Genomic DNA, 24,146 nt, shown 5'->3' with positions numbered 1-24,146 from the left:
CACCTGAGTTGGGCCGCGAATCGCAATGCCTTCCTAGCGTCTGTGACGTGCCAGCAAGTAACCGAAACCCGCTCAGGGTGGCCGTGCTCGCCGATTCCGACACGCGATGGAAATGGGGCGCCCTCACGGCGGACCGCATCGTCACCGGGAACCGGACCGACGGCCACCGCCTCAGTGGGTTCCTGCTCCGAGGCCGGGCCACCCCCACCCCCCGGCAGCTCGAAGAGGTCGGTGTCCGCGCGGACTCCCTCCGCGAGGTCACCGCCGTCGAGTTCCTTCGGGAGATGGAACGGGACGCGCCCGATGTGATCGTCCTCGCCCTCGTGGGCGGCGCGGTCCAGGCGATGCTGCACGGACTCGCCCGCGTCACGGCCGACGCCCGCCTCACCGGCGCCCCCACCAAGCGCCCCGTCGTCATCACCGGCTACGTCGGCGTCGTCTACGAGAAGCTCGCCGACGGCCTCCTCCTGCGGCACGGCGCGGACATCGTCCTCGCCAACTCCCGCCAGGACGCCGAACGCTTCCGCGCCGTGTACGAGGGTGTCGGCGCCGACGCCTCGTCGGTCACGGAGGCCGCACTGCCCTTCCTCGGCGGCGCGCCCTACGCGAAGAGCGACCTCCGCGCCAAGGACGTCCCCTACACCGTCGTCTTCGCCGCCCAGCCCTCCGTGCCGGAGACCGCCGCGCACCGCACCTACCTGCTGCGCCGCCTCGCCGAGCACGCCCGGCGCCACCCCGAGCGCGAGGTCCTGCTCAAGCTGCGCAGCAAGCCCGGCGAACACACCACGCACATCGAGGAACTGCCCTACCAGAAGCTGACGCAGCGCCTGGACGGCGGGCTGCCGGACAACCTCCGCCTCGTCTACGGACACATGGGGGAGGTCCTGGACCGCACGGACCTCCTGGTCACCGTCAGCTCCACCGCGGCCCTCGAAGCCCTGCACCGGCGCATCCCCACCGCGATCCTCACCGACCTCGGGGTGCGCGAGGCGCTCGGCAACCACCACTTCACCGGGTCCGGCTGCCTCGCCTCCTTCGACCAGCTCGACGCGGGGCACCTGCCCGAGCCCGACGAGCGCTGGCTCTCCCGGCAGGGCGTCGCCGCTGGGGGCACCCCCTCCGGGGGAGAGACATACGAGCGGGCGTTCGACTCGGCGCGGCAGCGCGTCGCCGACCTCCTCGGCGAAGCCGCCGCCGGCCGCCTCGCGCCCATCGACCCCTACTACAGCCTCACCACCGCCCGCGGCTACCTGCCCGCCATCCTGGCCCGTCACCACCTCGGCCCCGACGGCACACCGCTGCCGGGCGCCCCCGCGGCCGACCGCGACCCCGGCCCCGTACGGCAGATCGTGCGCCGTGCCGCCCGCGGCGCCTACCGCCACGGCGTGCAGCGCGTGGCCCCCGTCATACGACGGATGGGCGAGCTGTGAACACCGGACGAGCCCAGATCCCCCACTCCGACCGAGGAGCCCCCATGCCCGACCCCGGCCGAGCGAGCACGCCGGACCACCGCGTCCTCGCCGTCATCCCCGCCCGCGGTGGCTCCAAGGGCATACCCGCCAAGAACCTCGCCCCGGTCGGCGGCGTGCCCCTGGTGGGCCGCGCCATCCGCGAGTGCCTCGCCGCGCGGCTCGTCACCGACGTCGTCGTCTCCACCGACGACCACGTCATCGCCGAGGCCGCCCGCACCGCGGGAGCCGAGGTCGTCCTGCGCCCCGCCGCCATCGCCGGCGACACCGCCACCAGCGAAGCCGCGGTCCTGCACGCCATGGACGCCCACGAGGCGCTGCACGGCGCCCGCATGGACGCCGTCCTCCTCGTGCAGTGCACCAGCCCCTTCCTGACCCGCGAGGACATCGACGGGGTGGCCGCGGCCGTCGTGGAGAACGGCGCCGACACCGCCGTCACCGTCGCGCCCTTCCACGGCTTCATCTGGCGTGACGCGGCCGACGACGCCACCGGGGGCACCGAGGTCCCCGCCCAGCGCACCGACACCGCCGGCGGCACCGCGACCCTCGCCGCCTCCTCCACCCGCACCCGCGGCGGCTACGGCGTCAACCACGACAAGTCCTTCCGCCCGCGCCGCCAGGACCGCCCCCAGGACCTCCTGGAGACCGGCGCGGCCTACGCGATGGACGCGGCGGGCTTCCGTACCCACAAGCACCGCTTCTTCGGACACACCGAGCCGGTCCGCACCGACCCCGCCCGTGTCCTGGAGGTCGACGACCCGCACGACCTGGCCCGCGCCCGCGCGCTCGCCCCGCTCTTCGACGCGGCCGGCCCGCACAGCGCCGCCGCCCTCCCGACCGCCGCCGACATCGACGCGGTCATCCTCGACTTCGACGGCACCCAGACCGACGACAGGGTGCTGATCGACTCCGAAGGACGCGAATACGTCTCCGTGCACCGCGGAGACGGACTCGGCATCGCCGCCCTGCGTGACGCGGGCATCCCGCTGCTGATCCTGTCCACGGAACAGAACCCGGTCGTCGCCGCACGCGCCAGGAAGCTCCGGCTCCCCGTGCTGCACGGCATCGACCGGAAAGACCTCGCACTGAAGCAGTGGTGCGAGGAACAGGGCATCGCGCCCGAGCGCGTGCTCTACGTCGGCAACGACGTCAACGACCTCCCCTGCCTGGCCCTCGTCGGCTGGCCGGTGGCGGTCGCCAGCGCCCACGACGTCGTACGCGGCGCGGCCCGCGCGGTCACCACCACCCCCGGCGGTGAAGGCGCGATCCGAGAGATCGCCACCTGGATCCTCGGCCCCTCTCTCGATTCCCTCCACAGTTAAGGACTGTTCCTGCCATGAGCAACATCACCCCCATCGGCGCCAACTCCCGTCTGCGCCAGTTCGGTTCGAAGACGGCCGGTCCCGGTCAGCCCGTGTACATCACCGGCGAGATCGGCATCAACCACAACGGTGACCTGGAGAACGCGTTCGCGCTGATCGACGTGGCCGCCGACGCCGGCTGCGACGCGGTGAAGTTCCAGAAGCGCACCCCGGAGATCTGCACCCCGCGCGACCAGTGGGACATCGAGCGCGACACCCCCTGGGGCCGCATGACGTACATCGACTACCGCCACCGCGTGGAGTTCGGCGAGTCCGAGTACCAGGCCATCAGCGAGCACTGCGCCAAGCGCGGCATCGACTGGTTCGCCTCCCCGTGGGACACCGAGGCCGTCGCCTTCCTGGAGAAGTTCGACCTGCCCGCCCACAAGGTCGCCTCCGCGTCCCTCACGGACGACGAGCTGCTCCGCGCCCTGCGCGCCACGGGCCGCACGGTCATCCTCTCCACCGGCATGTCGACCCCGAAGCAGATCCGCCACGCGGTCGAGGTCCTCGGCAGCGACAACATCCTGATGTGCCACGCCACGTCGACGTACCCGGCGCAGGCCGAGGAGCTCAACCTCCGCGTCATCAACACCCTCCAGGCCGAGTACCCCAACGTCCCGATCGGCTACTCCGGCCACGAGACGGGCCTCCAGACCACGCTGGCCGCGGTCGCCCTCGGCGCCACGTTCGTCGAGCGCCACATCACCCTCGACCGCGCCATGTGGGGCTCGGACCAGGCGGCGTCGGTGGAGCCCCAGGGCCTCACGCGCCTCGTCCGCGACATCCGCACCATCGAGGCCTCCCTCGGTGACGGCGTCAAGAAGGTCTACGAGTCGGAGCTCGGCCCGATGAAGAAGCTGCGCCGCGTCGCGGGCGTCGTGGCCGAGTCGGAGTCCTCGTCCGCCGCCGAGCCGGTCGCGGTCTGAGCGCCCGGCCCGCCTTACCGGGAAACGGACATACGACGATGAGCCCCCGAGCCGGCCGCACCGCGAACTCCTCGGACACCGCGGCAGCAGCACCCCCGCTCACCACACTCGCCTTCGTGGAGAGCCCCGTCCAGCTGCTCAACGTCCTGGAGTGGGCGCACACCGCGGCCGCGACCGGACCGGCCGGGGGCCTCACCGTCGTCGTCCTCTCGCCCAACGACCCCATGACCCGGGGTCAGTTGCGCCGCATGTCACAGCTCGCCCGCGACGAGGGCGTCGAGGTCCGCTGGGAGGAGGCGCGCGGCGGCGCGACTGCTCCCTTCCACACCATCGGCGGCCTCGCGGGCGCGCTGCGCAGGGCCGGCCGGATCGTCATCGGCGACCCGTTCTCCCGCTACGTACAGCTTCTCCTCACCATCACCAGGGCCCGCTCCCTGGTCGTGGTCGACGACGGCACGGCCACCATGGAGTTCATCTCCCAGCTCGCCCGCGGCGAGCGCCTGGTGCGCTGGCACCGCAAGGGCGGCCGCCCGGGCCCCCGCGACCTCCTGTTCGCCCCGGTCTCGGCCTCGGCGAGACGCCGCCTCACGCCGGGCGGCGCGCGGCAGGTGGAGGTCTTCTCCTCCATGCCGATCGACTCGGCACCGGACGGCGTGACGATCTCCGTCAACACCTTCGCCTGGACCCGCGAACGCTTCGGGCCGCCCCGCATCACGCGCGGCGCCGACCTGGTCGGCACGTCCCTGGTCGAGACGGGCGTGGTCGACCCGGACCGTTACGTGGAAGCGGTCCGGGCTCTGTCTCGTTCACATGGCGCGACCCGCTACTTCGCCCACCGCCGCGAGAGCTCCGAGAAGCTCCACCGGCTGGCGGTCGAGACGGGCCTCCAGGTCGTACGCCCCGACCTCCCCCTGGAACTCATCGCCCGCCGCGGCCCCATCGGCCGCACGGTCCTCAGCTTCCCCTCGACGGTGGTCCACACCCTGCCGCTCGCCCTCGCGGGCACGGAGGTCAAGGTGGCGGTCTGCGACATCGACCCGTCCTGGCTCACGGACACGGCGTCGCCCCGGGCGCAGGGATTCCTGTCGGGCGTGACGGGCACGGCGCGTGACGTCCACCGGCTGACCTCGGTGATCACGGCCACCGGGTGAGCCGTAGTCAGCCGTAACTAGCCGTAACTGGCCGTAGCGGTCAGCCGTGGCTCGCGAACCGGGCCACGTACCGCCGCTGCCAGGGTGTCTCCACCGCGCGCCGGTCGTAGTTCCGGCGTACGTAGGCCACGGCTTCCGCCGCCGGAACGCCGTCCAGTACGGCGATGCAGGCGAGGGCGGTCCCGGTCCGCCCGCGTCCGCCGCCGCAGGCGATCTCGACGCGCTCGCTCTCCGCCCGTGACCAGGCGTCGCGCAACACGTCCCTGGCGCGCTCGTGATCCCTGGGCAGCCGGAAGTCCGGCCAACGCAGCGAGACGTGCTCCCAGGGGAGCGGGGCGGGCTCCTTGCCGAGGAGGTAGACGCCGAAGCGCGGCGTGGGCCCGTCGGGAAGGGGACGGCGAAGCCCACGCCCCCGCAGCAGCCGCCCGGAGGGCAGCCGGAGAACACCGCCCGCCGAGGCCTCCCAGGCCGCTGGGGTGCCGACGGTGCCGGCGGTACTGGCGGTACTGGCGGTACTGGCGGTACTGGTCACGAGGCGGCTCCTTTGAGGGCGGAGATCAGGGCGGCGAGGGGGGCGGGGGTGGTGGTGAGGATGGTCTGGGGGGCGTCGCTCTCGCGTAGGTGGATGGGGGGTTGGGCGGGGGGGTGGGGGGTGGTGGCGGCTGTGGCTATGTAGATGCAGGAGGAGGCCTGGGAGCTGTACGAGGACTTCTGCCAGGTGAGGTCTTGCGGCGCGGGCATGTACGGGTACTCCTCAGGTCAGGCTCGGGCGGCGCGAAGGATGAGGCCGCGGGATTCTTCGGCGGGGAGAGCGAGCTTCTGGATGCGGTCCAGAACCATTGCGTAGCGCTCCAGCTGTGCGACGGCGTCGAGGAATTCACTCCCGTGTTCGGTGTCGAGCTGCACGGTATCGAGCTGAGGGATCGGCCCGTGGGCGTAGTCGAAACCCACGCCCGAACCTGGAAAGGCCCCCCTGCCGAAGGGGACGACGAGGACATCGACGTGGTCCATCTCGCTCATCTCAGCCAGGTGTCTCAGCTGTTCGGCGGCGACTGCCGGACCTCCGACCTGCATGCGGAGGGCGGCCTCGTGGATGAGGGCGGTGTAGCGCGGCGGTGATTCCCGGTGGAGCACCGCTTGGCGCCTGATCCGATAGGCGACGCGCTGCTCGACCTCATGGGGCAGCATCGACGGTACGGCCTCGCTGAAGAGCGCGCGGGCGTGCTGGAGCGTCTGCAACAACCCGGGGATGTGCAGGGCCTGTCCTACGCGGATCGCGGTGGCGTGGTGCTCAAGTTCGGCGAGGTCGAGTGCGGCGTGCGGGAGCTGCCCCCGGTACTCCTCCCACCAGCCACGGGTGCGTCCTCCGGTCATTTCGACCAGCGCCTTGATCAACGCTTCGTCCGCGCACGCGTAATTGCGGGCGATGATCCGGACGCGGTCGGGCCCCACGGCGTACCGGCCTGCCTCGATATTGCTGATGCGCGACTGGTTGACGCCTAGCAGGGCCGCGGCCTTCACGGTCGTCAGCCCTGCGCGGTCACGCAGTTTCCGCAGCTCCGCGCCGAGCCGTTGCTGGCGCAGTGTGGGCGACTTGCTGTCGGGCATCGCTTTCCCCTCGGGCGGGCTGGAGGCAGTGCGTCACTCACACGAGTGGCTATGGCCTCCAATCCCTCCTGTTAATGGAATATAGGCCATTCGCGGCCCTACGGTGAGGGGGTCCCGCTCGGCCCGTTCCCGCAACGCGGAAGAGCGGATGAACCCCTCAGTACCTCAACACCAAGGAGGCATCATGGTCACCGTAGCCCCGCCCGGGGTCTGGTCGTACGCGCTTCACCTGCCCCACGATCCCCGCGCGCCCCGGGTCGCCCGTAAGACCCTGCGGGCCGTACTCGCCGGATACGGCATGGCGGAACTGACGGACGTGGCGGAGCTGTTGGCATCGGAGATGGTGACCAACGCGTACAGCCACACGAAGGGCCCCGCGGCGTTGCGGCTGCGTGGCCTGGACGGAGGGCGCGGCGTACGGGTCGGCGTATGGGACACCGACCCGCACATCCCCCCGCCCTTCGACAAGCCACCGGCACGGCACGTACCGCTGCGGCCCGTGCCGGTGGACGGCGAGGGAGGGCGGGGTCTGCGCATGGTGCGGGAGTGGGCGGATGCGTGGGGTGGGTTCCCGCTGGGGGATGACCTGTTCGGGAGGGGAGGAAAGGTGCTGTGGGTCGAACTCGGCGTCCCCGGAGCCTTGCTGGGCCGGGGGCGTTGATTGCTTGCCGGGGCCGCCCGGTTCTCCGGAGTGTGGCGGTTCCGCCCCGCCAGTAAAGGGCGCTCCGCGTCGGCTCCGCCGATTCCGCTGCGCTCCACCCTTGACTGCCGTGGCTCCACCGCAGGGGATTTGTTGGCCGGGCGGCCACGGGGTGGGGCGACGGGGACGGTTGGGTGGGCAGTGCGGGTTGGGTGCCGGGTGCGGACTGGTCCTTCCGGGGCGGACGCCAAGGGGCATGGCGGGCGGGGGCAGACCGGCTACTCCGCTCGGGCCATCGGGTTTCGCTGCCGGGTGCGGACTGGTTCGTCGCAGCCTCGCCGAGGCCGGGGGCCCTCGGCCGGGCGGGGCGGCTGCGCTCCGGTGGCGGTGCCGGGCCTCGCGGCCGGGTGCGGACCGGCGGGCGCGTAGGCGGTATGCCGTTCGCGGGTGTGCTGGCCAGGCAATGCAGGAAAGTCCCACTGCCCGGCTTGGGGGCCTGCCTTTGACTTGCGGTTTCTCTGGCGCGGGTGGGGACTTTTCTGCAATCCCTGCGTGTCGCATCCGAGGGGCGGCCGGATGTCCTCGGGGAGCCTCACGGGCAGGGGCAGGGGCAACGCCACTGGCCCGCCGTCAGCGTGTGCGGCGTGGGCGGCATGACGTGGCCGCGTCGCGGCCCCTGGCCCCGCACCGTCCTAGCCCCGCCCGGTCTCCGGGGGTCTCCGCTGCCAGCCCTCCCACGCCGACGTCACCATCTCCCGTACGTCCCGCTTCGCCGCCCAGCCCAGTTCTGTCTCGATGCGCTTCGCCGAGGCCACCACCCTCGCGGGGTCGCCGGGGCGGCGGGACGTGACGGTGGGTGGGGTGTCGTGGGCGGTCACCTCGTTGATCAGGTCCGTCATCTCGCGGACGGACACGCCCTCGCCCCGGCCGACGTTGAGCGTCAGGTCGGTGCCGGGTGCCGAGGAGGCGAGGGCTCGGGCCGTCGCCACGTGGGCTTCGGCGACATCCGCTACGTGGATGTAGTCCCGTACGCAGGTGCCGTCGGGCGTGGCGTAGTCCGCTCCGAAGATGCGCGGCGCATCGCCGGCCGTGAGCTTCTCGAAGACCATTGGAACGAGGTTGAAGACACCGGTGTCCGCCAGCTCCGGCGAGGCCGCCCCCGCCACGTTGAAGTACCGCAGCGAAGCCGTCGCCAGGCCGTGCGCGCGGCCCGTGGCGCGCACCAGCCACTCGCCGGCCAGCTTCGTCTCGCCGTACGGGCTCATCGGCAGGCACGGCGTCTCCTCGGTCACCAGGTCGACGTCGGGCATGCCGTACACCGAGGCGGAGGAGGAGAAGACGAAGTGGCGCACGCCCGACGACGGCGAGCACGCGGCGTCAAGCAGGGCCCGCAGGCCCTCCACGTTCTCGTGGTAGTAGTGCAGCGGCCGCTGCACCGACTCCGCGACCTGCTTCTTCCCCGCCAAGTGGACGACGCCGGTCACCGCGTGGTCCGCGAACGTGCGCCGCAGCAGGTCGCCGTCGAGGACCGAGCCGACCACCAGCGGTACTCCCTCGGGGACACGGCCCGCGATGCCCGTGGACAGGTCGTCGTAGACCACGGTCCGCTCGCCCGCCTCCGTCATGGCACGGACCACATGCGCTCCGATGTATCCGGCACCGCCGGTGATCAGCCAGGTCATGGGCGTTTTGTCCTGTCCCGTCGTCGTCAGTCGTCAGCTTGTTTCGTTGGGGGTGCAGTTTTCCAGAGAGCGTGTACGGGGTGCGTCAGCGGTCCGTGCGGGTCAGGCGGGTCAGGCGGCGCTTCGCGACCTCCGCTACGCCCCGCATGCCCGGGGCGAGCCGTAGCGAGAGGTTGCCCGCCTGGGTGGCGTAGGGCTGGACGAGGAGGATTCCGCGCCGTCCGCCCGGGACCACCGTGCGGCGCAGCAGACCCGGCCCCGCGACGGCCCGCGCGGTCGCCTCGCGTGCCGTTCCGTCCGCGAAGTGCAGCCGCAGCCGGACATCCCAGACGCCGCCCTCCAGCGCCCCGAGGTCAAGGAGGACGGTGGCGGTCCAGGTGCCGTCGGGGCGGGCCGCGCCGAACGCGGCCGTGCGGCGCTGCCCGGGGAGACCGCTCTCCCGGTCGATCAGCTCGACGTCGACCGTGGCGGGGCCCGCGTCCGCCACCCGCCCGTACAGTTCGCGCAGCCGCAGCGTCAGCCGGGTGCTGCCCGCGCGGGGGCGCAGCTCGCCGTCCACGGCCAGGGGCAGCAGGCGCATCGGGCGTGCGAGCAGGTGCTCCAACGTGACCTGGGGGAGGTCGTCCGCCCAGATGGGCGTGGCGTCGGCCGCCCTCGGGTACGGCGGCGGGAGCCGGGCCGGGCGCGCCGCCACCTCCTTCAGGCGCGTCAGGTCGCGCGGCCGCTCCGAGGCGAGGATGACGCGCGCGATGACGCGGCCGGGGGCGGGCGCCGCGTCGAGGTCGGCGGCGTCGAACGCCGCCAGGTACGCGCGCGTGAGGGACCACCACTCGCGCCGGTACTCGGCGCCCCGCGCGGTCAGTTCGCGGACGTACATCCGCAGCTCGTGGTCGATGAACTTGGCGCGGGCCGCCTGCGCGAGCCGCTTGCCGCCGGCGCCCGGCGCGTCCCGCAGGATCTCCACGGACCGCCGGTGGGCCTCCATGCGGGCCTGCCAGTTGGCGACCCCGGACCGGTCGAGGGAGATGGAGAGCTTGGAGGCGGCGCGGCGCACGTGCCACACGTACACCGTGTCGGGGATCAGCGCGATGCGCGGGGCCGCGGCGAGCACGCGCGCGGCGAAGACGAAATCCTCGTAGATGAAGCGGCCTTCGGGGAAGCGGACGCCGTGCTCGCGGAGGAAGTCCGTGCGGTACAGCTTGTCGACGCAGAGCGTGTCGTGGACCAGGCGGGTGCGCAGATCGGGGCGGGGGACGAGGCGCGCCTCGGCGTAGAGCTCGGGCTGCCAGGGCACCTCGCGCCCCGAGGGCAGCTCGCGGCGCACGCACAGCCCGGCGCTGACCTCGGCGCCTTGCGCGCGTGCCGCGGTGTGCAGCGCGCCGGCCGCGCCAGGCGGCAGCACGTCGTCGCTGTCGAGGAACATCACGTACGGGCAGGCCGCGGCGTCGATGCCGTCGTTGCGGGGGGTGCCGCAGCCGCCGCTGTTGGTGGCGCGGCGGATCACCCGTACGCGGCTGTCGCGCTCGGCGAGGGCGGCAAGGAGCTCACCGCTGCCGTCCGTCGAGCAGTCGTCGACGGCGATCACCTCGCCGACCACCGGGCCCTGGGCGAGCGCGGAACGCACCGCGTGGGTGATGTGTGCCGCGTCGTTGTAGCCGATCACGACGACGGAGACCTGCGTGTGGGGGGCGTGCGCGGTGTGGGGGTTGTGGGACGGGCTGTTCTGGGCAAGTGGCTGAGACAGGGTGCGGTCCACGGTGGGGATTTTAGTGGGTATTGGTAATTATCCTATTAGGTGAGCATTCGTGGCTTCCGCGTACCCGTACCCGATACGGGCGTGATGAATCCCCCCGTCCCCACTACCCCCGCCCGCCGACCCTCGCCAGCACCTCGCCCGTTCCCCTGCTCCAGTCCACGACCACCGCCTCCGGCGGCACCTTCTGGTCCCGCGTCAGGAGCAGCCACCGCACGTCGTACTTGCGTACGATCGCGGCCCGCTCCGCGCGGGTGGAGCCGGGGGCCAGGTAGGCGCGCACGGCGTCGAGGCGGTGGCCGCGCACCCGCTCGTCGAGTGAGGCGTCCGGCCAGGCGGGCGCGACGAGGTTGGCCCCGTAGCCGGGGACGGACCGCGTGGGCCGGTAGCCGTCGGTCAGGACGACGTCGCCGTGGTGCATGTGGCCGACCGCCCAGCCGTAGTCCGGCCAGCGCGGCGGCTGGTCGAAACCGATGGGGTCGAGCGCGCGCGGCACGACCGCACCGGCCTGGATCTGGAGGAACCCGACGCCCGCCCCGAGCGCCGCCGCTCCGGCGAGCGCCCCGCGCCGCCACCCCCAGGGGCGCGGCGCCGCGAGCTCGATGGCGAGGGCGAACTGAAGCGGTACCAGCGTGAGGCCGAGGATGCGCCCGTAGGTGTAGTGGCCGCTGAACCAGCCGTACGCGACGACCAGGCACTCCATGGCGAACATCAGTACCAGCGGATCGCGCCGGTCCCTGCGGAAGCGCAGCCACAGGGCGGGGAGGCCGAGCAGCGCGAGCCAGAAGCGCTGCGGCATATCGGTGTAGAGCTGGCGGTGGATCCAGTCGACGGACTCGTCACCGACCAGGGAGAACACGCTGTAGTACGGCCACGTCGAGGCGACCGCCACCGCCGTCAGCGCGGTCACCGCCCAGCGGAGATTCACCGCTGGGGCCGCGAACGCGGCCACGCCGATCACCGCCGCCACCGAGGAGATCGGGTGGATGAGCAGGATCAGTCCGCACAGGGCGCCCAGCCCCACGTACGGCCAGGGCTTGTGGCGTGGCTTCCGGGCCAGTGTGCCCGCCCACGCCCAGGCCCAGAAGGCGAGGCCGATCGCGAACGTCGACGGGTAGCCGAGGTTGCCCGTCATCGACATCAGGCCCAGGTAGCCGCTCCACCACGCCATCCGCGTGCCCCAGAGCAGCACCATCGCGGCCAGCGCGAGGACCGGCGCCCAGGGGCGGGGGGTGAGGACGCGCACGAAGCGGCCGATGCCGGTCAGGAGGACGAGCAGGTTGACCGGGCCGCTCAGCTTCACGACCTGCCGGCCCGCCGTTCCCGTCAGCTCGGCGAACAGGCCCTGGGCCACCGCGTACGGCGAGTAGTACGGGCTGCCCTCGCCCGGCAGGTCCGCCATCGGGTGGGCGGGGTGCAGGAGGTCGTCCTTGAGGCGCTCGACCACCGCGGCGTGCTGCCCGAAGTCGCAGCACATCGGGACCCGCCAGAAGGCCAGCGACATCACCAGCCAGAAGAGACCGCCGAAGACGGCGTACGGGGAGGGGCGCCACCGGCGGCCGCCGTGCAGCGCCGTGGAGCCGTGGGGGGTCCTGCGGGTGACGAGCGTGCCGGTCACCGCATGAGCCTCTCCGCCACGCGGGCCGCCGCACCGCCGTCGTCGAGGTCGCAGTAGGCCTCGCGGAACGCCGCGTACGCCTCGGCGTGCCGGGCCGCGATGGCGTCCAGGTCGCTCAGTGCCTCGACGACCTCGCCGGTGGAGGTGAGCAGCGGCCCCGGCGCGCTGGTCTCGAAGTCGAGGTAGAAGCCGCGCACGGTGTCGCGGTAGTGCTCCAGGTCGTACGCGTGGAAGAGCATCGGGCGCCCGGTGTGCGCGAAGTCGAACATCAGGGAGGAGTAGTCCGTGACCAGGACGTCCGCGATCAGCAGGAGTTCCGCGGCCCTCGGGTGCGCCGACACGTCGTGCACGAAGGGCGGCCGGGCGCCCGGCAGCCGGCCCGCCGTCAGCGGGTGCTTGCGGACGAGCAGGACGTGGTCGTCGCCGAGCGCGGACTCGGCCGCGCCGAAGTCGAGCGCGGGCTCGTAGCGGAACCGGCCGGGGCGGTACGCGAGGTGGTCCCGGTACGTCGGCGCGTAGAGCACGACCCGCTTGTCCGGCAGGATGCCGAGCTCGCGGCGGACCCGGTCGGCGACCTTGCCGCGGTCGTCGCCGAACAGCACGTCGTTGCGGGGCGAGCCCGCTTCGAGCACCTCGCCGTCGTAGGCGAGGGCGCGGCCCAGATGCGGGGTGGAGAAGCGGTTGGGCGAGACGAGGACGTCCCACTGGCGGGACAGCCTCGGCAGGGCGTCGAGGTGGCCGTGGTCGGCGTAGAGCGTGTCGGTGAGGTCGGTGCCGATGCGCTTGAGCGGGGCGCCGTTCCAGGTCTGTACGACGGTCTGGCCCTCGCGGCGCTCGAAGAAGTCCGGCAGATGGCCCGAGGTGACGATGCGGCGGCTGCGGGCCAGCGCCTCGTACCAGGCGGCGCTGTGCTCCTCCACGCCCTCGGCGCCGGCGGGGACGCGGGTCTGCTGGTCGTGCGTGACCCAGAGGTGCCTGACGTCGGCGCCGCGCCGCACCAGCTCCTCGTGGACGGCGCGCGGGGAGTCCCCGTCGAGGTACAGGACGGCGTCGGTCAGGGGCCGTTCGCGGCAGCTCGGGTAGTGGGCGGTGCGGAGCCTGTGCTGCCGGTACGCGCCGCGTTCGGAGCGTGCGAGCACGGACCCCGCCTCGACGAGCAGCCGGTCACCGAACCGCCGGTCGGCGGCGAAGTCCCGCCCCTGGACGGCCTGGTGCAGGGGCATCCCCGCGGAGACGGAGGCGAGCAGCCGCACGGGCATCCCGTCGCGGACGTGAGCCGCCGCCCCGGGGCCGGAAGAGCCCGTCTCCCGCAGGAACGCGTACCACCGCCCCTCACGCAGCGCCCCGCCGCCCGGCGCGAGCACCGCGCGGAAGCGGTCGCCGGTGCGCTCGGCGGGGACCGTCAGCTCCTCGTCGCGGCCGCTGTGCCGCAGGACGAGTTCGGCCTCGGGCCAGCAGGCGGCCGTGGCCACGCCCTCGACGGTCAGCGTGCCGTCCGCGCCCCACTCGACGCGGTCGGCGACCGGCTGCCGGGTCAGCTCGACGACCAGGGCGCCCTGGTCGTTGGCGGTGGCGCACAGGTCCCGGCCGGGGCCCGCGGGGTAGCGTCCCGGCGCCAGGCCGAGCGTGGCGGCGAGGGACTTCAGGGTGCCGTCGGGCAGCACGAGGTTGGCCTGCCAGCGGTCGCCGTGCGGCGGTTCGACCTCCTTGGGCGCGCGGTGCGGCACGGGTGCCACCCCCGTCAGGTCCGCGAGGCGTACGCGGACCTCGAAGCGGCTCCCCGTGAGGTCCAGGGGGTAGTCGAAGTGGGCCCCGGAGTGCTTGTGGGTGAGGCGCAGCGACGTGGGGCGCGGATCGCCGGGCAGGCTGCCGCTCAGGACCACGTCGTCCCCGTCGAGCCGGTGGGCGTCCACGCGCGCCGCGTACTCCTGGACGCGCAGCACGAGACGCCCCTTGCTGTAGCCGACGGCCAGGCGCAGCCCGTCGCCGAGTTCGCGCACCAGGTTCTGCGCGGCGGGCCCGTCGGCGGCGCGGACGGCCGCGCGCCGCACCGAGCCGTGGCCCGCGACGACCACGCCGAGCAGCCAGTTGCCGGGCCGCCAGCACCCACCGGTCTTGAGCTGCTCGGGGTCGACGGTCATCTCGAAGCCGGAGAGGTCGTAGCAGTGCAGTTGCTGCCGTGACTGCTCGGTGGCCTGCGGCGCGGTGACGGTCCGGGTCGCCACCCTGCGGAGCTGCCGCCTGCCGCCCGTCGATCTGAGCAGGCCCGTCTTGACGGAGTGACCTGGCCGCGTGGCCTCCAGGTTGCGCACGTAGGCGTAGCCGCTGATGCGCAGCTTGCCGTCGTCGCCCCACCGGGTCTCGCCGACGCGGGCCACCACCGGCAGCTCGTTCCTGCCGAGCCGCACCAGCTTCTCCGGGATACGGCCGACGCCCGGCAGGACGGCGCGGCGCCGCACCGTGCCGCGCACGTGGAAGGCGGTGCCGTTGGCCCGCTCGAAGGTGAGCAGGTCGATGAGTTCGGCGGTGCGCGTCTCCCGTACGAGGTGCCACTTGACGCGCAGGTCGACGGGGAGCCCCGCGAGGACGGACGGGTCGGCGCGGCGCAGGAAGGCGGCCGTGTCCGTCATGAAGGCGGCGCGGTACTCGGGGCCGCCCATCGGCAGCCCCTCCAGGAAGTACACGAAGTCGTCGCGCAGGCAGGACGCGTCGTACGTCTTCTTCAGCCGGGGCGCGTGCGTGGCGAGGAAGCCGCTGACGTGCGCGCACGCGGCGATGCGGTCGCGCACGCCCTTGACGTCGGTGCGCCGCCGGGTGATGGAGCCCTCGCGCACTCGCCAGTAGTAGACGTGGTCGCTGAGCACGTCCACGGACCCGGCGAGGAAGTGCGCCGGGATCATCACGGGGGTGTCCTCGTAGAGCTTGCCCTCGGGGAAGGCGAGGCGGTGGCGGTCCCAGAAGGAGCGCCGGAAGACCTTGTTCCAGGCCACGCGGTCCGCGAGGAGGTCCAGGTCGCGCGTGATGTGCGTACGGGTGCGCGGCTCGGTCAGCCACTTGTACTGCCAGGCCTGGGAGCGTCCGCGCTCGGTGAGCCGCCAGACGTTGCCGGCGGCGAAGTCGGACCCCGTGGCGTCGAGGCTCGCGATCATCCGCTTGTACGCGTCGTGCGGCACGACGTCGTCGCTGTCGACGAAGGTGAGGAACTCCGCGGTGGCGGACGCCTCGCGCACGCCGGTGTTGCGGGCGGCGCTCAGCCCGGCGTTGCGCTGGCGGACGTAGACGAAGCGGGGGTCCTTCGCGGCGAACTCGCGGGCGATGCGCGGGCTGCCGTCCGTCGAGCCGTCGTCGACGAGGATGCATTCGAGGCGGCCGTCGATGGTCTGCCCGGCGATCGACTCAAGGCACTCCTCCAGGAACTCCTCGACGTTGTAGATGGGCACGACGACGCTGAGACGGGGCTGCACGGCGACCGGCCTTTCGTAAGAGTACGGGCATATTTATCCCCTTTGCCCGCTACTCGCTCGCGCTGGTCAGCCACTTCGCCGCCTTCCACCCGGACGAGTGACGCCAGGTCTTCGACAGGCGGTGTCCGGCTGGCTACGGTCAGTGGTCATGTCGCGCTTCTCGGTCGTCGTCCCCGCCCACCGTGTCCAGGGCTACCTGCGGGGATGCCTCGACTCCGTGCTCGGACAGTCCTTCTCCGACGTCGAGCTGATCGTCGTCGACGACGCCTCGCCGGACGCCTGTGCGGCGATCGCCGGGGAGTATGCGGAGCGCGATCCGCGCCTGCAACTCGTGCGGCTGGCCGAGCGGTTGGGGCCGGGCGCCGCCCGCAACATCGGCGCCGGGCGCGCCACCGGCGAACACCTGCTCTTCCTCGACGGCGACGACCTGCTCCTGCCGGGCGCCCTCGACGCCCTGCACAGCGCCGCCGCCGAGCACGGCGAGCCGGACGTCCTGCTCTTCGCGCACGACCGCGTCGACTGGTGGGAACACGTGCGCCCCGGCGGCGACCGCCTCACCGGCGACCCGCTGGCCCACACCCCGGCCGCCTGGAACCGCCTCTTCCGGCGCGCCTTCTGGCACGAGCAGAAGCTCGCGTTCTCCGAAGGGCCCTACGAGGACGTGGTGCCCGTCCACACCGCGACCCTGCGGGCCGGGGGCCGCGTCGCCGTCCTCGACCGGCCGTGCGTGCGCTGGCGCGAGCGGCGCGGCGGCAGCTTCTCCAAGACGCCGGGCGGGCAGCACTTCGCCGTCGTCGAGCGGTACGAGGAGCTGCTCGACGCCGCGGGTCCCGCCGACCGCGCCCGGCTCCTGCCGCACGCCGCCGCGCACCTCGTCGCCGTCCTCGACGACCCGGGGCGCATCCGCGCGGCCGACCGGCGGGACTTCTTCCGCGAGGCGGCGCGGGTGTACCGGACGTACGCGGTCCAAGAGCCCCAGGAGACTCAAGAACCTCCAGAGCCTCAAGGGCCCCGGAGCCCCGAGGAGAAGGCGCTCGCCGCCGGCTCCTACGCCGCGTACGCGGGCCTCCGCGAGGCCGGCACCCGGCGGCTGCGCCTCACCAGGGAGCTCAAGCAGCGCAAGAAGAAGCTGCGCGCCCTCGCCATGCGCGCCGTCTACCGCGCCGACCTGCACCGCTCCCTCGACCCCCACCTCGCGGTCTACGGGGCCTACTGGAACCGCGGGGTCTCCTGCAACCCGGCCGCCATCCACGCCAAGGCCCGTGAACTCGCCCCGCACATCCGGGGCGTGTGGGTGGTCTCCAGCCGCAACAAGCACAAGGTGCCCGCGGGCGTGGAGTACGTCATCGAGGGCTCCCGCGGCTACTGGGAGGCGATGGCGAGGGCGACGTACCTCGTCAACAACTCCAGCTTCCCCGGCGGCTTCACCAAGCGCCCGGGCCAGGTCTACCTCCAGACCCACCACGGCACGCCGCTGAAGACGATGGGCCTGGACCAGCGGCGCTACCCCGCGGGCACGCACGGCATCAGCTTCCAGAAGGTCCTGGACCACACCGACCAGTGGGACCTCAGCCTCTCCGCCAACCCGCACTCCACGGAGGTCTGGGAGCGGGTCTACCCCTCCGCCGCCTACCGGCCCCTCGAAGCGGGCTACCCCCGCAACGACGTGTACTTCACGACGGGCGACGAGGAGATCGCCCGCGTCCGCGCCGGGCTCGGCGTCGGCGACGGGCGGACCGTGCTGCTCTACGCGCCCACCCACCGCGACTACCAGAAGGGCTTCCAGCCCCGCCTGGACCTCGCGCGCTTCGCCGAGCGGCTCGGACCCTCGTACGTCGTGCTCGTGCGCGCCCACTACTTCTACGGCGCCGCCGCCGGGCTCGACCGGCACCCGCAGCTCGTCGACGTCACCGGCCACGCGCGCGTGGAGGACCTCTGCCTGGCCGCCGACGCCCTCGTCACGGACTACTCCTCGCTGATGTTCGACTACGCCTGCCTGGACCGCCCGATCGTGACGTACGCCCCGGACTGGCAGGCCTACCGCCTGGCCCGCGGCACCTACTTCGACGTGCTCTCCGGGCGCCCCGGCGAGACCCCCGGCGCGACGGCCACCACCGAGGACGCCCTGGTGGACCTGTTCAGGGACGGGAGCTGGGACTCCCCGGAGGCGGCGGCGCTGCGGACCGCCTTCCGGGCCCGCTTCTGTCCCTACGACGACGGGGGAGCCGCCGAGCGGGTGGTCCGCGAACTGTTCCTCACGGCGCGTCCGTGACGGCTCCCGGCCGTTCGTAGGGCGAGCGCACCGGGAAGTACGCCGTCAGGAAGGACCGGACGGCGAGCGCCATCTCCTCGTCCGCCATGCCGCTGTCGTGCGACTCGCCGATGCAGAACGCCGTCCGGTCCCGGTTCTGCAGCAGCCGCCCGAGCCGGGCGTGGTCCTTGCGGTCCCCGATGTCCACGAAGTCGTACGAGATGCCGCCGGGCACGGCCCGCCCGGTGAGGTACGCGTAATGGTGGTGCAGGGACGAGACGACGGAGAGGTCGGCGGTCGAGCGGAAGCGGCTGCGGGACGTGGCCCGCCACTCGTCGGGGAACCGCTCGGCGATCTCCGCGAGGATGCTGCGGCGCAGCGCGTACGGCACGTGGAAGAAGCTGTGCGTCGTCGTCCTGCCGAACGCGCGGCGCAGCAGTTCGCGGTTGTTCTTCGCCGCCCCCAGATAGCCCTCGTCGTCCGCGGAGACCGGCAGGTCGGGCACGGACGCCGACGACCAGAAGAAACGGGTGAGGCCGTTGCTGTGGAAGAACGTGTCGGGGTTGGTGGGGCGGCCGAGGAACATGTCGTCGTTGAAGTAGAGGAAGTGCTCCGACAGGCCCTCGATGCGGTGGAGCTGGGACTCGATGGAGTGCGAGTTGAAGGTCGGCAGGCACGCCCCGGGGTCGGCGAACAGGTCGCGGTGGTCCACGACCGTCAGGCCCGGATGGTCCTCGTCGAGCCAGTCGGGGCGCTGGCCCGCCGTGACGAGGTGGACGTGGCGGATCCACGGCGCGTACATCGCGAGGGAGCGCAGCGAGTACCGCAGCTCGTCGCGGTTGCGGAAGCGCACCGCGCCGTCGTCCGCGGTCTCCCCCGCCCCGCCCCGCGCCGCGTCGCGCAGGGCCCGCCACTCGGGGTCGGAGTCGTCGACCCAGGTGTAGACGGCGTCGATGGGGAAGTCGATGTCCTTGACGAGGAGTTCGGTGAACACGTCCACGGTGGGGTGGTCGCGCTCCGCCACGCGCAGGGTCGCCGTCGGCGTGAGCGAGGGCAGCTCCGCCCCGGCGAGGGTCGCGCCGAACGGCGCCCGGAAGCCCTCCGTGCCCAGCGGGCCGCCCTCCGTCCGCGGCCAGAACGCCACCGTGCAGGCCTGGGCCGTGCCGTGCCGCAGTGACAGCGTGGTCGTCGTCACCGGCTTGAAGACCCGGACGCCCGCCACCTCGCCGATGGCGTCGAGGCGTTCGGCGAGGACCGCGCCCGGCGCCGCGTCGCGCGGGTTGACCAGCTCGGCGTAGACGGGCTGCCCGGCGAGCGCCCCGGCCAGGGCCTTGAGCGCCTGGTCCCGGTGTTCGGCGGCCACGGCAAGGGTGTGGGCCGTGCCGTCGGTGGTGCGGACCTTGATGTAGGGGACGTCGTGCGAGGCGAGGGCGTCCGCGGTGAGTTCGAGGTTCAGGTCCGCCATGCGGGGGGCGAGGACGTCGTCGCGGCGTTCGGCGAGGCGGCCCACCGAGCGGATGACGCGGCCCGTGGTGTCCGCGGCGATGATCTCGTCCTCGCGGGAGTGTTCGCCGGCCGCCGCCGCGGCGTCGAAGGTGTGCGGGGCCGTGGGCCGGAACCCGCAGCCGCCGGACGCGACGCCGAGCGCCACGCGGTCGGCGCGCTCCCGCAGCCGCTCGGGACGGCCGCGCCCCGCCACGAGCCGCCGGTACAGCTCCTCCCAGCGGGCGGTGACCGCGGCCGAGGAGAAGCGGGCGTAGACGCCCTCGCGCGCGGCACGGGCGTAGGCGCGCCGCTTCGCCGCGTCGCCCATCAGCTCGTCCATGGCCACGGCCAGCTCGGTGATCTGCCCCGGCGGCACCAGGAGCCCGTCGACGCGGTGCCGCACGATCTCCGCGGGCCCGGTCAGCACGTCGTACGCGACCACCGGCACCCCGGCGGCCAGCGCCTCCAGGAGGACCAGCGGGAACGCCTCGTTGTGCCCCGCGGTCATCAGGCTGAGCCCGGCCTTCGCCCACTCGGCGGCCATGTCCTGGCAGGGGCCGAGCAGTTCGACGCGGTCGTGCAGGCCGAAGCCGTCGACCAGGCGCCGCAGATGCTGCTCGCGGTGGCCGCCGCCGAAGATCCGCAGGGTCCACTCCGGGTGCGCGTCGGCGACCTCGGCGAAGGCCCGCACGGCGTGGTCGACGCGCTTCTCGCCGGTCAGCCGCGCCGCCATCACGATGACCTTGCCCTCGCCGTCGGCGCGCGGCCTGAAGCCGTCCGGCACGGCGTTCGGGATGACGGCGAGCTCGGGCGCGGTGGGCCCGAGGGACTCCGCGATCCAGTCCCGGGTGCGGCCGGTCAGCGTGACGAGGGCGTCCAGGCGCGGCGCGTGCAGGAGCAGCGGCTCGCCGGAGGTGCCGCGCCGCTGGGTGGGGCGGTGTTCCTGGTGGACGGTGACGACCCGCGCGGGGACGAGCGTCACGGCGGCGGCGAGCAGCGCGGGCGTGGTGGTGACCAGGACGTCGGTGTCCAGGCCCGCGAAGGCGTCGGCCATCTCGATGTCCGAGAGCCGGTCGAAGGCGTCCTCCCAGGCGGGCCTGATCAGCTCGCTGGGGAGCGCGGCCAGCGTGCGGCACGCTCCGTCGTCGAGCCGCGAGTCGCGCACCGGGCGCTCCGGGGTGAGCGTGCGGTCCACGAGGTAGCGGACGGGCAGGGCGCGCGCCTCGGCGAAGAACGGCTCGTCGCGGGTGCGGAAGACCGAGATGACCTCGACCTCGACGTCCGGGCGCTCGGCGAGGTGCGTGGCCTGGGTGTACGTGGCGAGCTCGGTGCCGCCCATCTCGTCGCCCCAGCCGAGCAGGTACGTGATCTTCATGAGGTCTCCTTGGTGCGCTCCCGGGTGGTGGTCCGCGGCGTGCGGGGGCGCTCCGCCTGCTCCCGCGTGAGGTCGGTGATGTCCCAGCACGTCACCGCGAAGGCGCCGGTCCCGGTGAAGTGGGCGTGCGCCCGCACCAGCGCCCCGTCCGGCAGCGCGAAGACGCGGAAGGGCGTGGGGCAGGCCGCGGAGGGGTCCCGCACGTCGGACAGCCAGCGCCCGAGCGGCAGACCGCCCACGTGGAAGTCCCACACCCACTGGCCCGCCCCGGCCCCGGTCATCGCGGCGAGCGGCACCCGCAGCGTGAACTCCGCGCCCGACCACTCCACGTCGACGGGGACGGCCACCTTGTCCCTGCGCCGCACGGCCTGCCCGTACCGCTCCGCGGGCGCCGCGCCCACCAGCCGTCCGCGCACGGTGATCCCGTCCCCGCGCGGCTCGAACCGCACCAGTTCCGCGCGCGGCAGCGACCGCGTGGCCTGGAGCGCGGCCCGCCCGCCGCGGCATCTGACGATCCGCACGAGGGTGCCGGTCAGCGGGTCGGGGGCGTGCGGCAGGGTCGGCGTGGCGAGGGGGGCGGCGTCACCGGCGGGCGCAAGGCCCCTGCGGCGTACGCGGCCGTCGGCGCCCCGCGTCTCGACGGCCAGCCGCCACACCCCGTCCCGCATGTCCCGCAGGGTGACCGTGGCGGTGAGCAGCGGCGTGCCCGCGGTGTCCGGTTCATGGGCGAGGGGGACGGCGAGCCTGCGCGGGCCGCGGGTGATGAGCAGCCGCGCGCGGTCCGTGGACTCGGCGGCCGACGCGTCGAGGGCGAGGTTGAGCGTCCTGCTGTCCCGGAGCGAGAGGTGCACGGGCGTGAGCAGGGGCTCGGGCCGCAGGGACCGGCCGCGCGTCCGCCCGGCGGCGGCCCGCTCAAGACGGAACCGCGTGCCGCGCGTGGCGGCGCGCAGCCGGCGCCCGAGCGGCGGCGGAGACCCGGGGAGGCGCGAGGGACCCGGGAGGCGCGAGGGACCCGGGAGGCGCGAGGGACCCGGGAGGCGCGGGGGCGTGAACCCAATGCGGTGCATTTGCCCACTTTGCCCCGCGCCTGCCGGTCGCCCCCTCGCTCACCGGGCGTGTTGTAGGAAAAGAGGAACAGCAAGGCTCCGTTCGGACGAATGTCCCGCCGCGGTGACTACTTCACCGCGCCCGCCATCACACCGGACACGAACTGCCGCTGGAAGGCGAAGAACACGGCCAGCGGGATCACCATCGAGATGAACGCGCCGGGCGCCAGGACCTGGACGTTGTCGCCGAAGAACCGCACCTGCTGCTGGAGCGCGACCGTGATCGGCGGGTTCTTGGAGTCGGCGAAGATCAGCGCGATCAGCATGTCGTTCCAGACCCAGAGGAACTGGAAGATGCCGAGCGAGGCGATCGCCGGCGCCCCCAGCGGCATCACGACCCGGAAGAACAGCCGCAGTTCCCCCGCGCCGTCCAGACGCGCCGCCTCCAGGAGCTCGCGCGGGATCTCCGCGAAGAAGTTCCGCAGGAGGAAGATCGCGAACGGCAGACCGAACGCCACATGGAAGGTGATGACGCCGACCGTGGTCTCGAAGATGCCGACCTTGCCGAAGAGGTCGGCGATCGGCACCAGCGCCACCTGCACGGGCACCACGAGCAGACTGACGACCCCGAGGAACCACCAGTCACGGCCCGGGAACTCCATCCACGCGAAGGCGTAGCCGGCGAGCGAGCCGATGATCACCACGAGCAGCGTCGCCGGAACGGTGATCATGACGCTGGACAGGATCGAGTCGGTGATCGTCTCGTCCTTGAGGAGGTTGCTGTAGTTCTCCAGCGTCATCTTCGACGGCGCGGAGAACACCTTCCACCAGCCGCTCTCGCTCATGTCCGACGGCGTGCGGAACGAGCCGATCAGCAGGCCGAACGTCGGCACCAGCCAGAAGAGGCCCACGAGCACCAGGAACACCCGCAGCGCCGTGCTGCCCAGAACGGACGCCACGCGCCCGCCCAGGGACTGCTTGGCCTTGACTGTCTCGGTCTGGGCGGTCATCGCCTGGCCTCCCGCCGCATACGCCGGATGTTGAACAGCATCACCGGGATGACCAGGAGGAACAGCAGCATCGCGATGGCGCTCGCCACCCCCGAGTCCTTGTCGAGGAACGCCGAGTTGTAGAGCTGCACCGCCAGCACGTTCGCCTCGTCCTTCGAGGAGCCCGGCGGGATCACGAAGACCAGGTCGAAGATCTTCAGTACGTTGATCATGAGCGTGACCAGCACCACGGCGAGGACCGGGGCGAGCAGCGGCACCGTCACCCGGCGGAACACCTGCCACTCGTTGGCGCCGTCCACGCGTGCCGCCTCCAGGAGTTCACGCGGCACGCTCGCCAGGCCCGCCGCGATCAACACCATCGCGAAGCCCGCCCACATCCACAGGTAGGAGCCGATGATCGAGGGCGTGATCAGCGTCGGGCCGAGCCACTCGATGCCGTTGTACGGCTCGCGGAAGTTGGCCGCCGGATAGCGCAGTTGCGCCCCGTCCGCCGCCTTGGGCAGGGCGAACGTGCCGTCGGCGTTCGCCTCGGTGGAGGCGACGACCTCGCCGTTCTTGACCGCCTCGATCGTGATGCCGGCGTAGCCGAGTTCGGCGGTGTCGGGGGCGTTGATCTCCCCCCGGCCCTTGCCGCGCGTGAAGTCCTGCCAGGCCGTCCCGGTGACCTGGTCGGGGTCGGCCTGCGCGGCCTTCGCCGGCTGCGCGCCGTCCGGCATGGTCCCCGGGGCCACGCCGACCAGCGGAAGCACCACCGGGGTGCCCGCCCGTACCGGCTCGCGGGTGATGAAGGCGCCGCCGTCGGCGTTCTTCATGGGCGACTTCATGCTGGGGTGCGCCTGGGGGAACGCCGACGACTCGGCGAACGTGTCGTGCACGCTCACCGCCACCGCGTTGGCGACGCCCCGGTCGGGGTCCGACTCGTACACGAGCCGGAAGATGATGCCCGCCGCGAGCATGGAGATCGCCATCGGCATGAAGATGACGAGCTTGAACGCCGTGCCCCAGCGCACCCGTTCGGTCAACACGGCGAAGATCAGGCCGAGCGCGGTCGCGACGGTGGGCGCCACGACCACCCAGATCGCGTTGTTCTTGATGGCGGTCCGGATGCTGTCGTCCGTGAACAGCGTCTCGTAGTTGTCGAACGCCGTGAAGTCGCCCGAGTCGTCGAAGAAACTGCGGAACAGCGAGTACCCGATGGGGTAGAGGACGAGCGCGCCGAGCAGCACCAGGGCCGGCAGCAGGAACAGCAGTGCCATCGACTTGCGGGTGCCGGTCACGCTCTTGCGCGGGGTCGGGGCCGGTGG

General features: G+C 72.8%; 17 protein-coding genes. 6 read left to right on the top strand and 11 right to left on the bottom strand.

Annotated elements, in window-relative coordinates:
- The first annotated feature begins 47 nt into the window (after positions 1–47).
- Genes ACRAKF_RS15850 through ACRAKF_RS15835 form a run of 4 tightly spaced genes read left to right on the top strand, consistent with a single transcriptional unit; the run spans position 48 to position 4,910 of the window.
- Positions 48–1,430, top strand: a complete 1,383-nt coding sequence (locus ACRAKF_RS15850; RefSeq protein ID WP_447037808.1) for a DUF6716 putative glycosyltransferase — start codon at positions 48–50, stop codon at positions 1,428–1,430.
- 44 nt (positions 1,431–1,474) lie between these two features.
- On the top strand, positions 1,475–2,791 hold the full coding sequence (locus ACRAKF_RS15845; RefSeq protein WP_447037807.1) for a cytidylyltransferase domain-containing protein: 1,317 nt from the start codon (positions 1,475–1,477) through the stop codon (positions 2,789–2,791).
- 14 nt (positions 2,792–2,805) lie between these two features.
- On the top strand, positions 2,806–3,759 hold the full coding sequence (locus ACRAKF_RS15840) for an N-acetylneuraminate synthase family protein (RefSeq protein WP_447037805.1): 954 nt from the start codon (positions 2,806–2,808) through the stop codon (positions 3,757–3,759).
- Between the two features lie 38 nt (positions 3,760–3,797).
- Positions 3,798–4,910 (top strand): hypothetical protein, encoded by a 1,113-nt coding sequence (locus tag ACRAKF_RS15835; protein WP_447037804.1) that lies wholly within the window; start codon positions 3,798–3,800, stop codon positions 4,908–4,910.
- 40 nt (positions 4,911–4,950) lie between these two features.
- Here ACRAKF_RS15835 and ACRAKF_RS15830 read toward each other — a convergent pair whose 3' ends face one another.
- From ACRAKF_RS15830 to ACRAKF_RS15820, 3 genes are all read right to left on the bottom strand, one after another.
- Positions 4,951–5,346 (bottom strand): protein-tyrosine phosphatase family protein, encoded by a 396-nt coding sequence (locus tag ACRAKF_RS15830; RefSeq protein WP_447041999.1) that lies wholly within the window; start codon positions 5,344–5,346, stop codon positions 4,951–4,953.
- Between the two features lie 92 nt (positions 5,347–5,438).
- Positions 5,439–5,651, bottom strand: a complete 213-nt coding sequence (locus ACRAKF_RS15825; RefSeq protein WP_447037803.1) for a DUF397 domain-containing protein — start codon at positions 5,649–5,651, stop codon at positions 5,439–5,441.
- Positions 5,652–5,669: 18 nt separating this feature from the next.
- Positions 5,670–6,518 carry a helix-turn-helix domain-containing protein gene (locus ACRAKF_RS15820; RefSeq protein WP_447037801.1) on the bottom strand — a complete coding sequence of 283 codons (849 nt, stop codon included), beginning with the start codon at positions 6,516–6,518 and terminating at the stop codon, positions 5,670–5,672.
- A gap of 184 nt (positions 6,519–6,702) precedes the next feature.
- On the opposite strand from ACRAKF_RS15820, the gene ACRAKF_RS15815 reads away from it, so the two are divergent.
- Positions 6,703–7,179: an ATP-binding protein gene (locus tag ACRAKF_RS15815; RefSeq protein ID WP_447037800.1), complete on the top strand. Its 477-nt coding sequence runs from the start codon at positions 6,703–6,705 to the stop codon at positions 7,177–7,179.
- Between the two features lie 671 nt (positions 7,180–7,850).
- Here ACRAKF_RS15815 and galE read toward each other — a convergent pair.
- The 4 genes from galE to ACRAKF_RS15795 all read right to left on the bottom strand — a co-directional run bounded on the left by galE (position 7,851) and on the right by ACRAKF_RS15795 (position 15,675).
- A complete protein-coding gene (gene galE, locus ACRAKF_RS15810) occupies positions 7,851–8,840 on the bottom strand; it encodes a UDP-glucose 4-epimerase GalE (RefSeq protein WP_447037799.1) in 990 nt (329 codons plus the stop codon).
- 85 nt (positions 8,841–8,925) lie between these two features.
- Positions 8,926–10,503 carry a glycosyltransferase family 2 protein gene (locus ACRAKF_RS15805; RefSeq protein WP_447041997.1) on the bottom strand — a complete coding sequence of 526 codons (1,578 nt, stop codon included), beginning with the start codon at positions 10,501–10,503 and terminating at the stop codon, positions 8,926–8,928.
- Positions 10,504–10,699: 196 nt separating this feature from the next.
- The gene (locus ACRAKF_RS15800; protein ID WP_447037798.1) at positions 10,700–12,211 is read right to left on the bottom strand and encodes a hypothetical protein; all 1,512 of its coding nucleotides are present in this window, start codon (positions 12,209–12,211) and stop codon (positions 10,700–10,702) included.
- Positions 12,208–15,675: a bifunctional glycosyltransferase/CDP-glycerol:glycerophosphate glycerophosphotransferase gene (locus ACRAKF_RS15795; protein WP_447037797.1), complete on the bottom strand. Its 3,468-nt coding sequence runs from the start codon at positions 15,673–15,675 to the stop codon at positions 12,208–12,210. The genes ACRAKF_RS15800 and ACRAKF_RS15795 overlap by 4 nt, the downstream gene beginning before the upstream one ends.
- A gap of 148 nt (positions 15,676–15,823) precedes the next feature.
- Between ACRAKF_RS15795 and ACRAKF_RS15790 the strand changes: the two genes are divergently transcribed.
- On the top strand, positions 15,824–17,947 hold the full coding sequence (locus ACRAKF_RS15790; protein ID WP_447037796.1) for a bifunctional glycosyltransferase/CDP-glycerol:glycerophosphate glycerophosphotransferase: 2,124 nt from the start codon (positions 15,824–15,826) through the stop codon (positions 17,945–17,947).
- On the opposite strand, the gene ACRAKF_RS15785 is transcribed toward ACRAKF_RS15790, so the two are convergent.
- The 4 genes from ACRAKF_RS15785 to ACRAKF_RS15770 all read right to left on the bottom strand — a co-directional run bounded on the left by ACRAKF_RS15785 (position 17,931) and on the right by ACRAKF_RS15770 (position 24,119).
- Positions 17,931–20,786, bottom strand: a complete 2,856-nt coding sequence (locus ACRAKF_RS15785; protein WP_447037794.1) for a stealth conserved region 3 domain-containing protein — start codon at positions 20,784–20,786, stop codon at positions 17,931–17,933. The genes ACRAKF_RS15790 and ACRAKF_RS15785 overlap by 17 nt on opposite strands.
- A complete protein-coding gene (locus ACRAKF_RS15780; protein ID WP_447037792.1) occupies positions 20,783–21,853 on the bottom strand; it encodes a hypothetical protein in 1,071 nt (356 codons plus the stop codon). Before ACRAKF_RS15780 ends, ACRAKF_RS15785 begins: the two co-directional genes overlap by 4 nt.
- A gap of 107 nt (positions 21,854–21,960) precedes the next feature.
- Positions 21,961–22,842 carry a carbohydrate ABC transporter permease gene (locus ACRAKF_RS15775; protein WP_447037791.1) on the bottom strand — a complete coding sequence of 294 codons (882 nt, stop codon included), beginning with the start codon at positions 22,840–22,842 and terminating at the stop codon, positions 21,961–21,963.
- The gene (locus ACRAKF_RS15770) at positions 22,839–24,119 is read right to left on the bottom strand and encodes a carbohydrate ABC transporter permease (protein ID WP_447041996.1); all 1,281 of its coding nucleotides are present in this window, start codon (positions 24,117–24,119) and stop codon (positions 22,839–22,841) included. The genes ACRAKF_RS15775 and ACRAKF_RS15770 overlap by 4 nt, the downstream gene beginning before the upstream one ends.
- Positions 24,120–24,146 lie beyond the last annotated feature (27 nt).

The sequence above is a fragment of the Streptomyces sp. DSM 118878 genome, from assembly GCF_052936595.1.
This window is presented reverse-complemented; position numbering and strand designations above follow the sequence as displayed.

Excerpts from the sequence above, each read along its gene's own strand:
- ACRAKF_RS15840 (WP_447037805.1), top strand. The coding sequence starts at position 2,806 with ATGAGCAACATCACCCCCATCGGCGCCAACTCCCGTCTGCGCCAGTTC.
- galE (WP_447037799.1), bottom strand. The coding sequence starts at position 8,840 with ATGACCTGGCTGATCACCGGCGGTGCCGGATACATCGGAGCGCATGTG.
- ACRAKF_RS15780 (WP_447037792.1), bottom strand. The coding sequence starts at position 21,853 with ATGCACCGCATTGGGTTCACGCCCCCGCGCCTCCCGGGTCCCTCGCGC.
- ACRAKF_RS15825 (WP_447037803.1), bottom strand. The coding sequence starts at position 5,651 with ATGCCCGCGCCGCAAGACCTCACCTGGCAGAAGTCCTCGTACAGCTCC.
- ACRAKF_RS15775 (WP_447037791.1), bottom strand. The coding sequence starts at position 22,842 with ATGACCGCCCAGACCGAGACAGTCAAGGCCAAGCAGTCCCTGGGCGGG.
- ACRAKF_RS15845 (WP_447037807.1), top strand. The coding sequence starts at position 1,475 with ATGCCCGACCCCGGCCGAGCGAGCACGCCGGACCACCGCGTCCTCGCC.
- ACRAKF_RS15790 (WP_447037796.1), top strand. The coding sequence starts at position 15,824 with ATGTCGCGCTTCTCGGTCGTCGTCCCCGCCCACCGTGTCCAGGGCTAC.
- ACRAKF_RS15785 (WP_447037794.1), bottom strand. The coding sequence starts at position 20,786 with ATGAAGATCACGTACCTGCTCGGCTGGGGCGACGAGATGGGCGGCACC.
- ACRAKF_RS15820 (WP_447037801.1), bottom strand. The coding sequence starts at position 6,518 with ATGCCCGACAGCAAGTCGCCCACACTGCGCCAGCAACGGCTCGGCGCG.
- ACRAKF_RS15835 (WP_447037804.1), top strand. The coding sequence starts at position 3,798 with ATGAGCCCCCGAGCCGGCCGCACCGCGAACTCCTCGGACACCGCGGCA.
- ACRAKF_RS15815 (WP_447037800.1), top strand. The coding sequence starts at position 6,703 with ATGGTCACCGTAGCCCCGCCCGGGGTCTGGTCGTACGCGCTTCACCTG.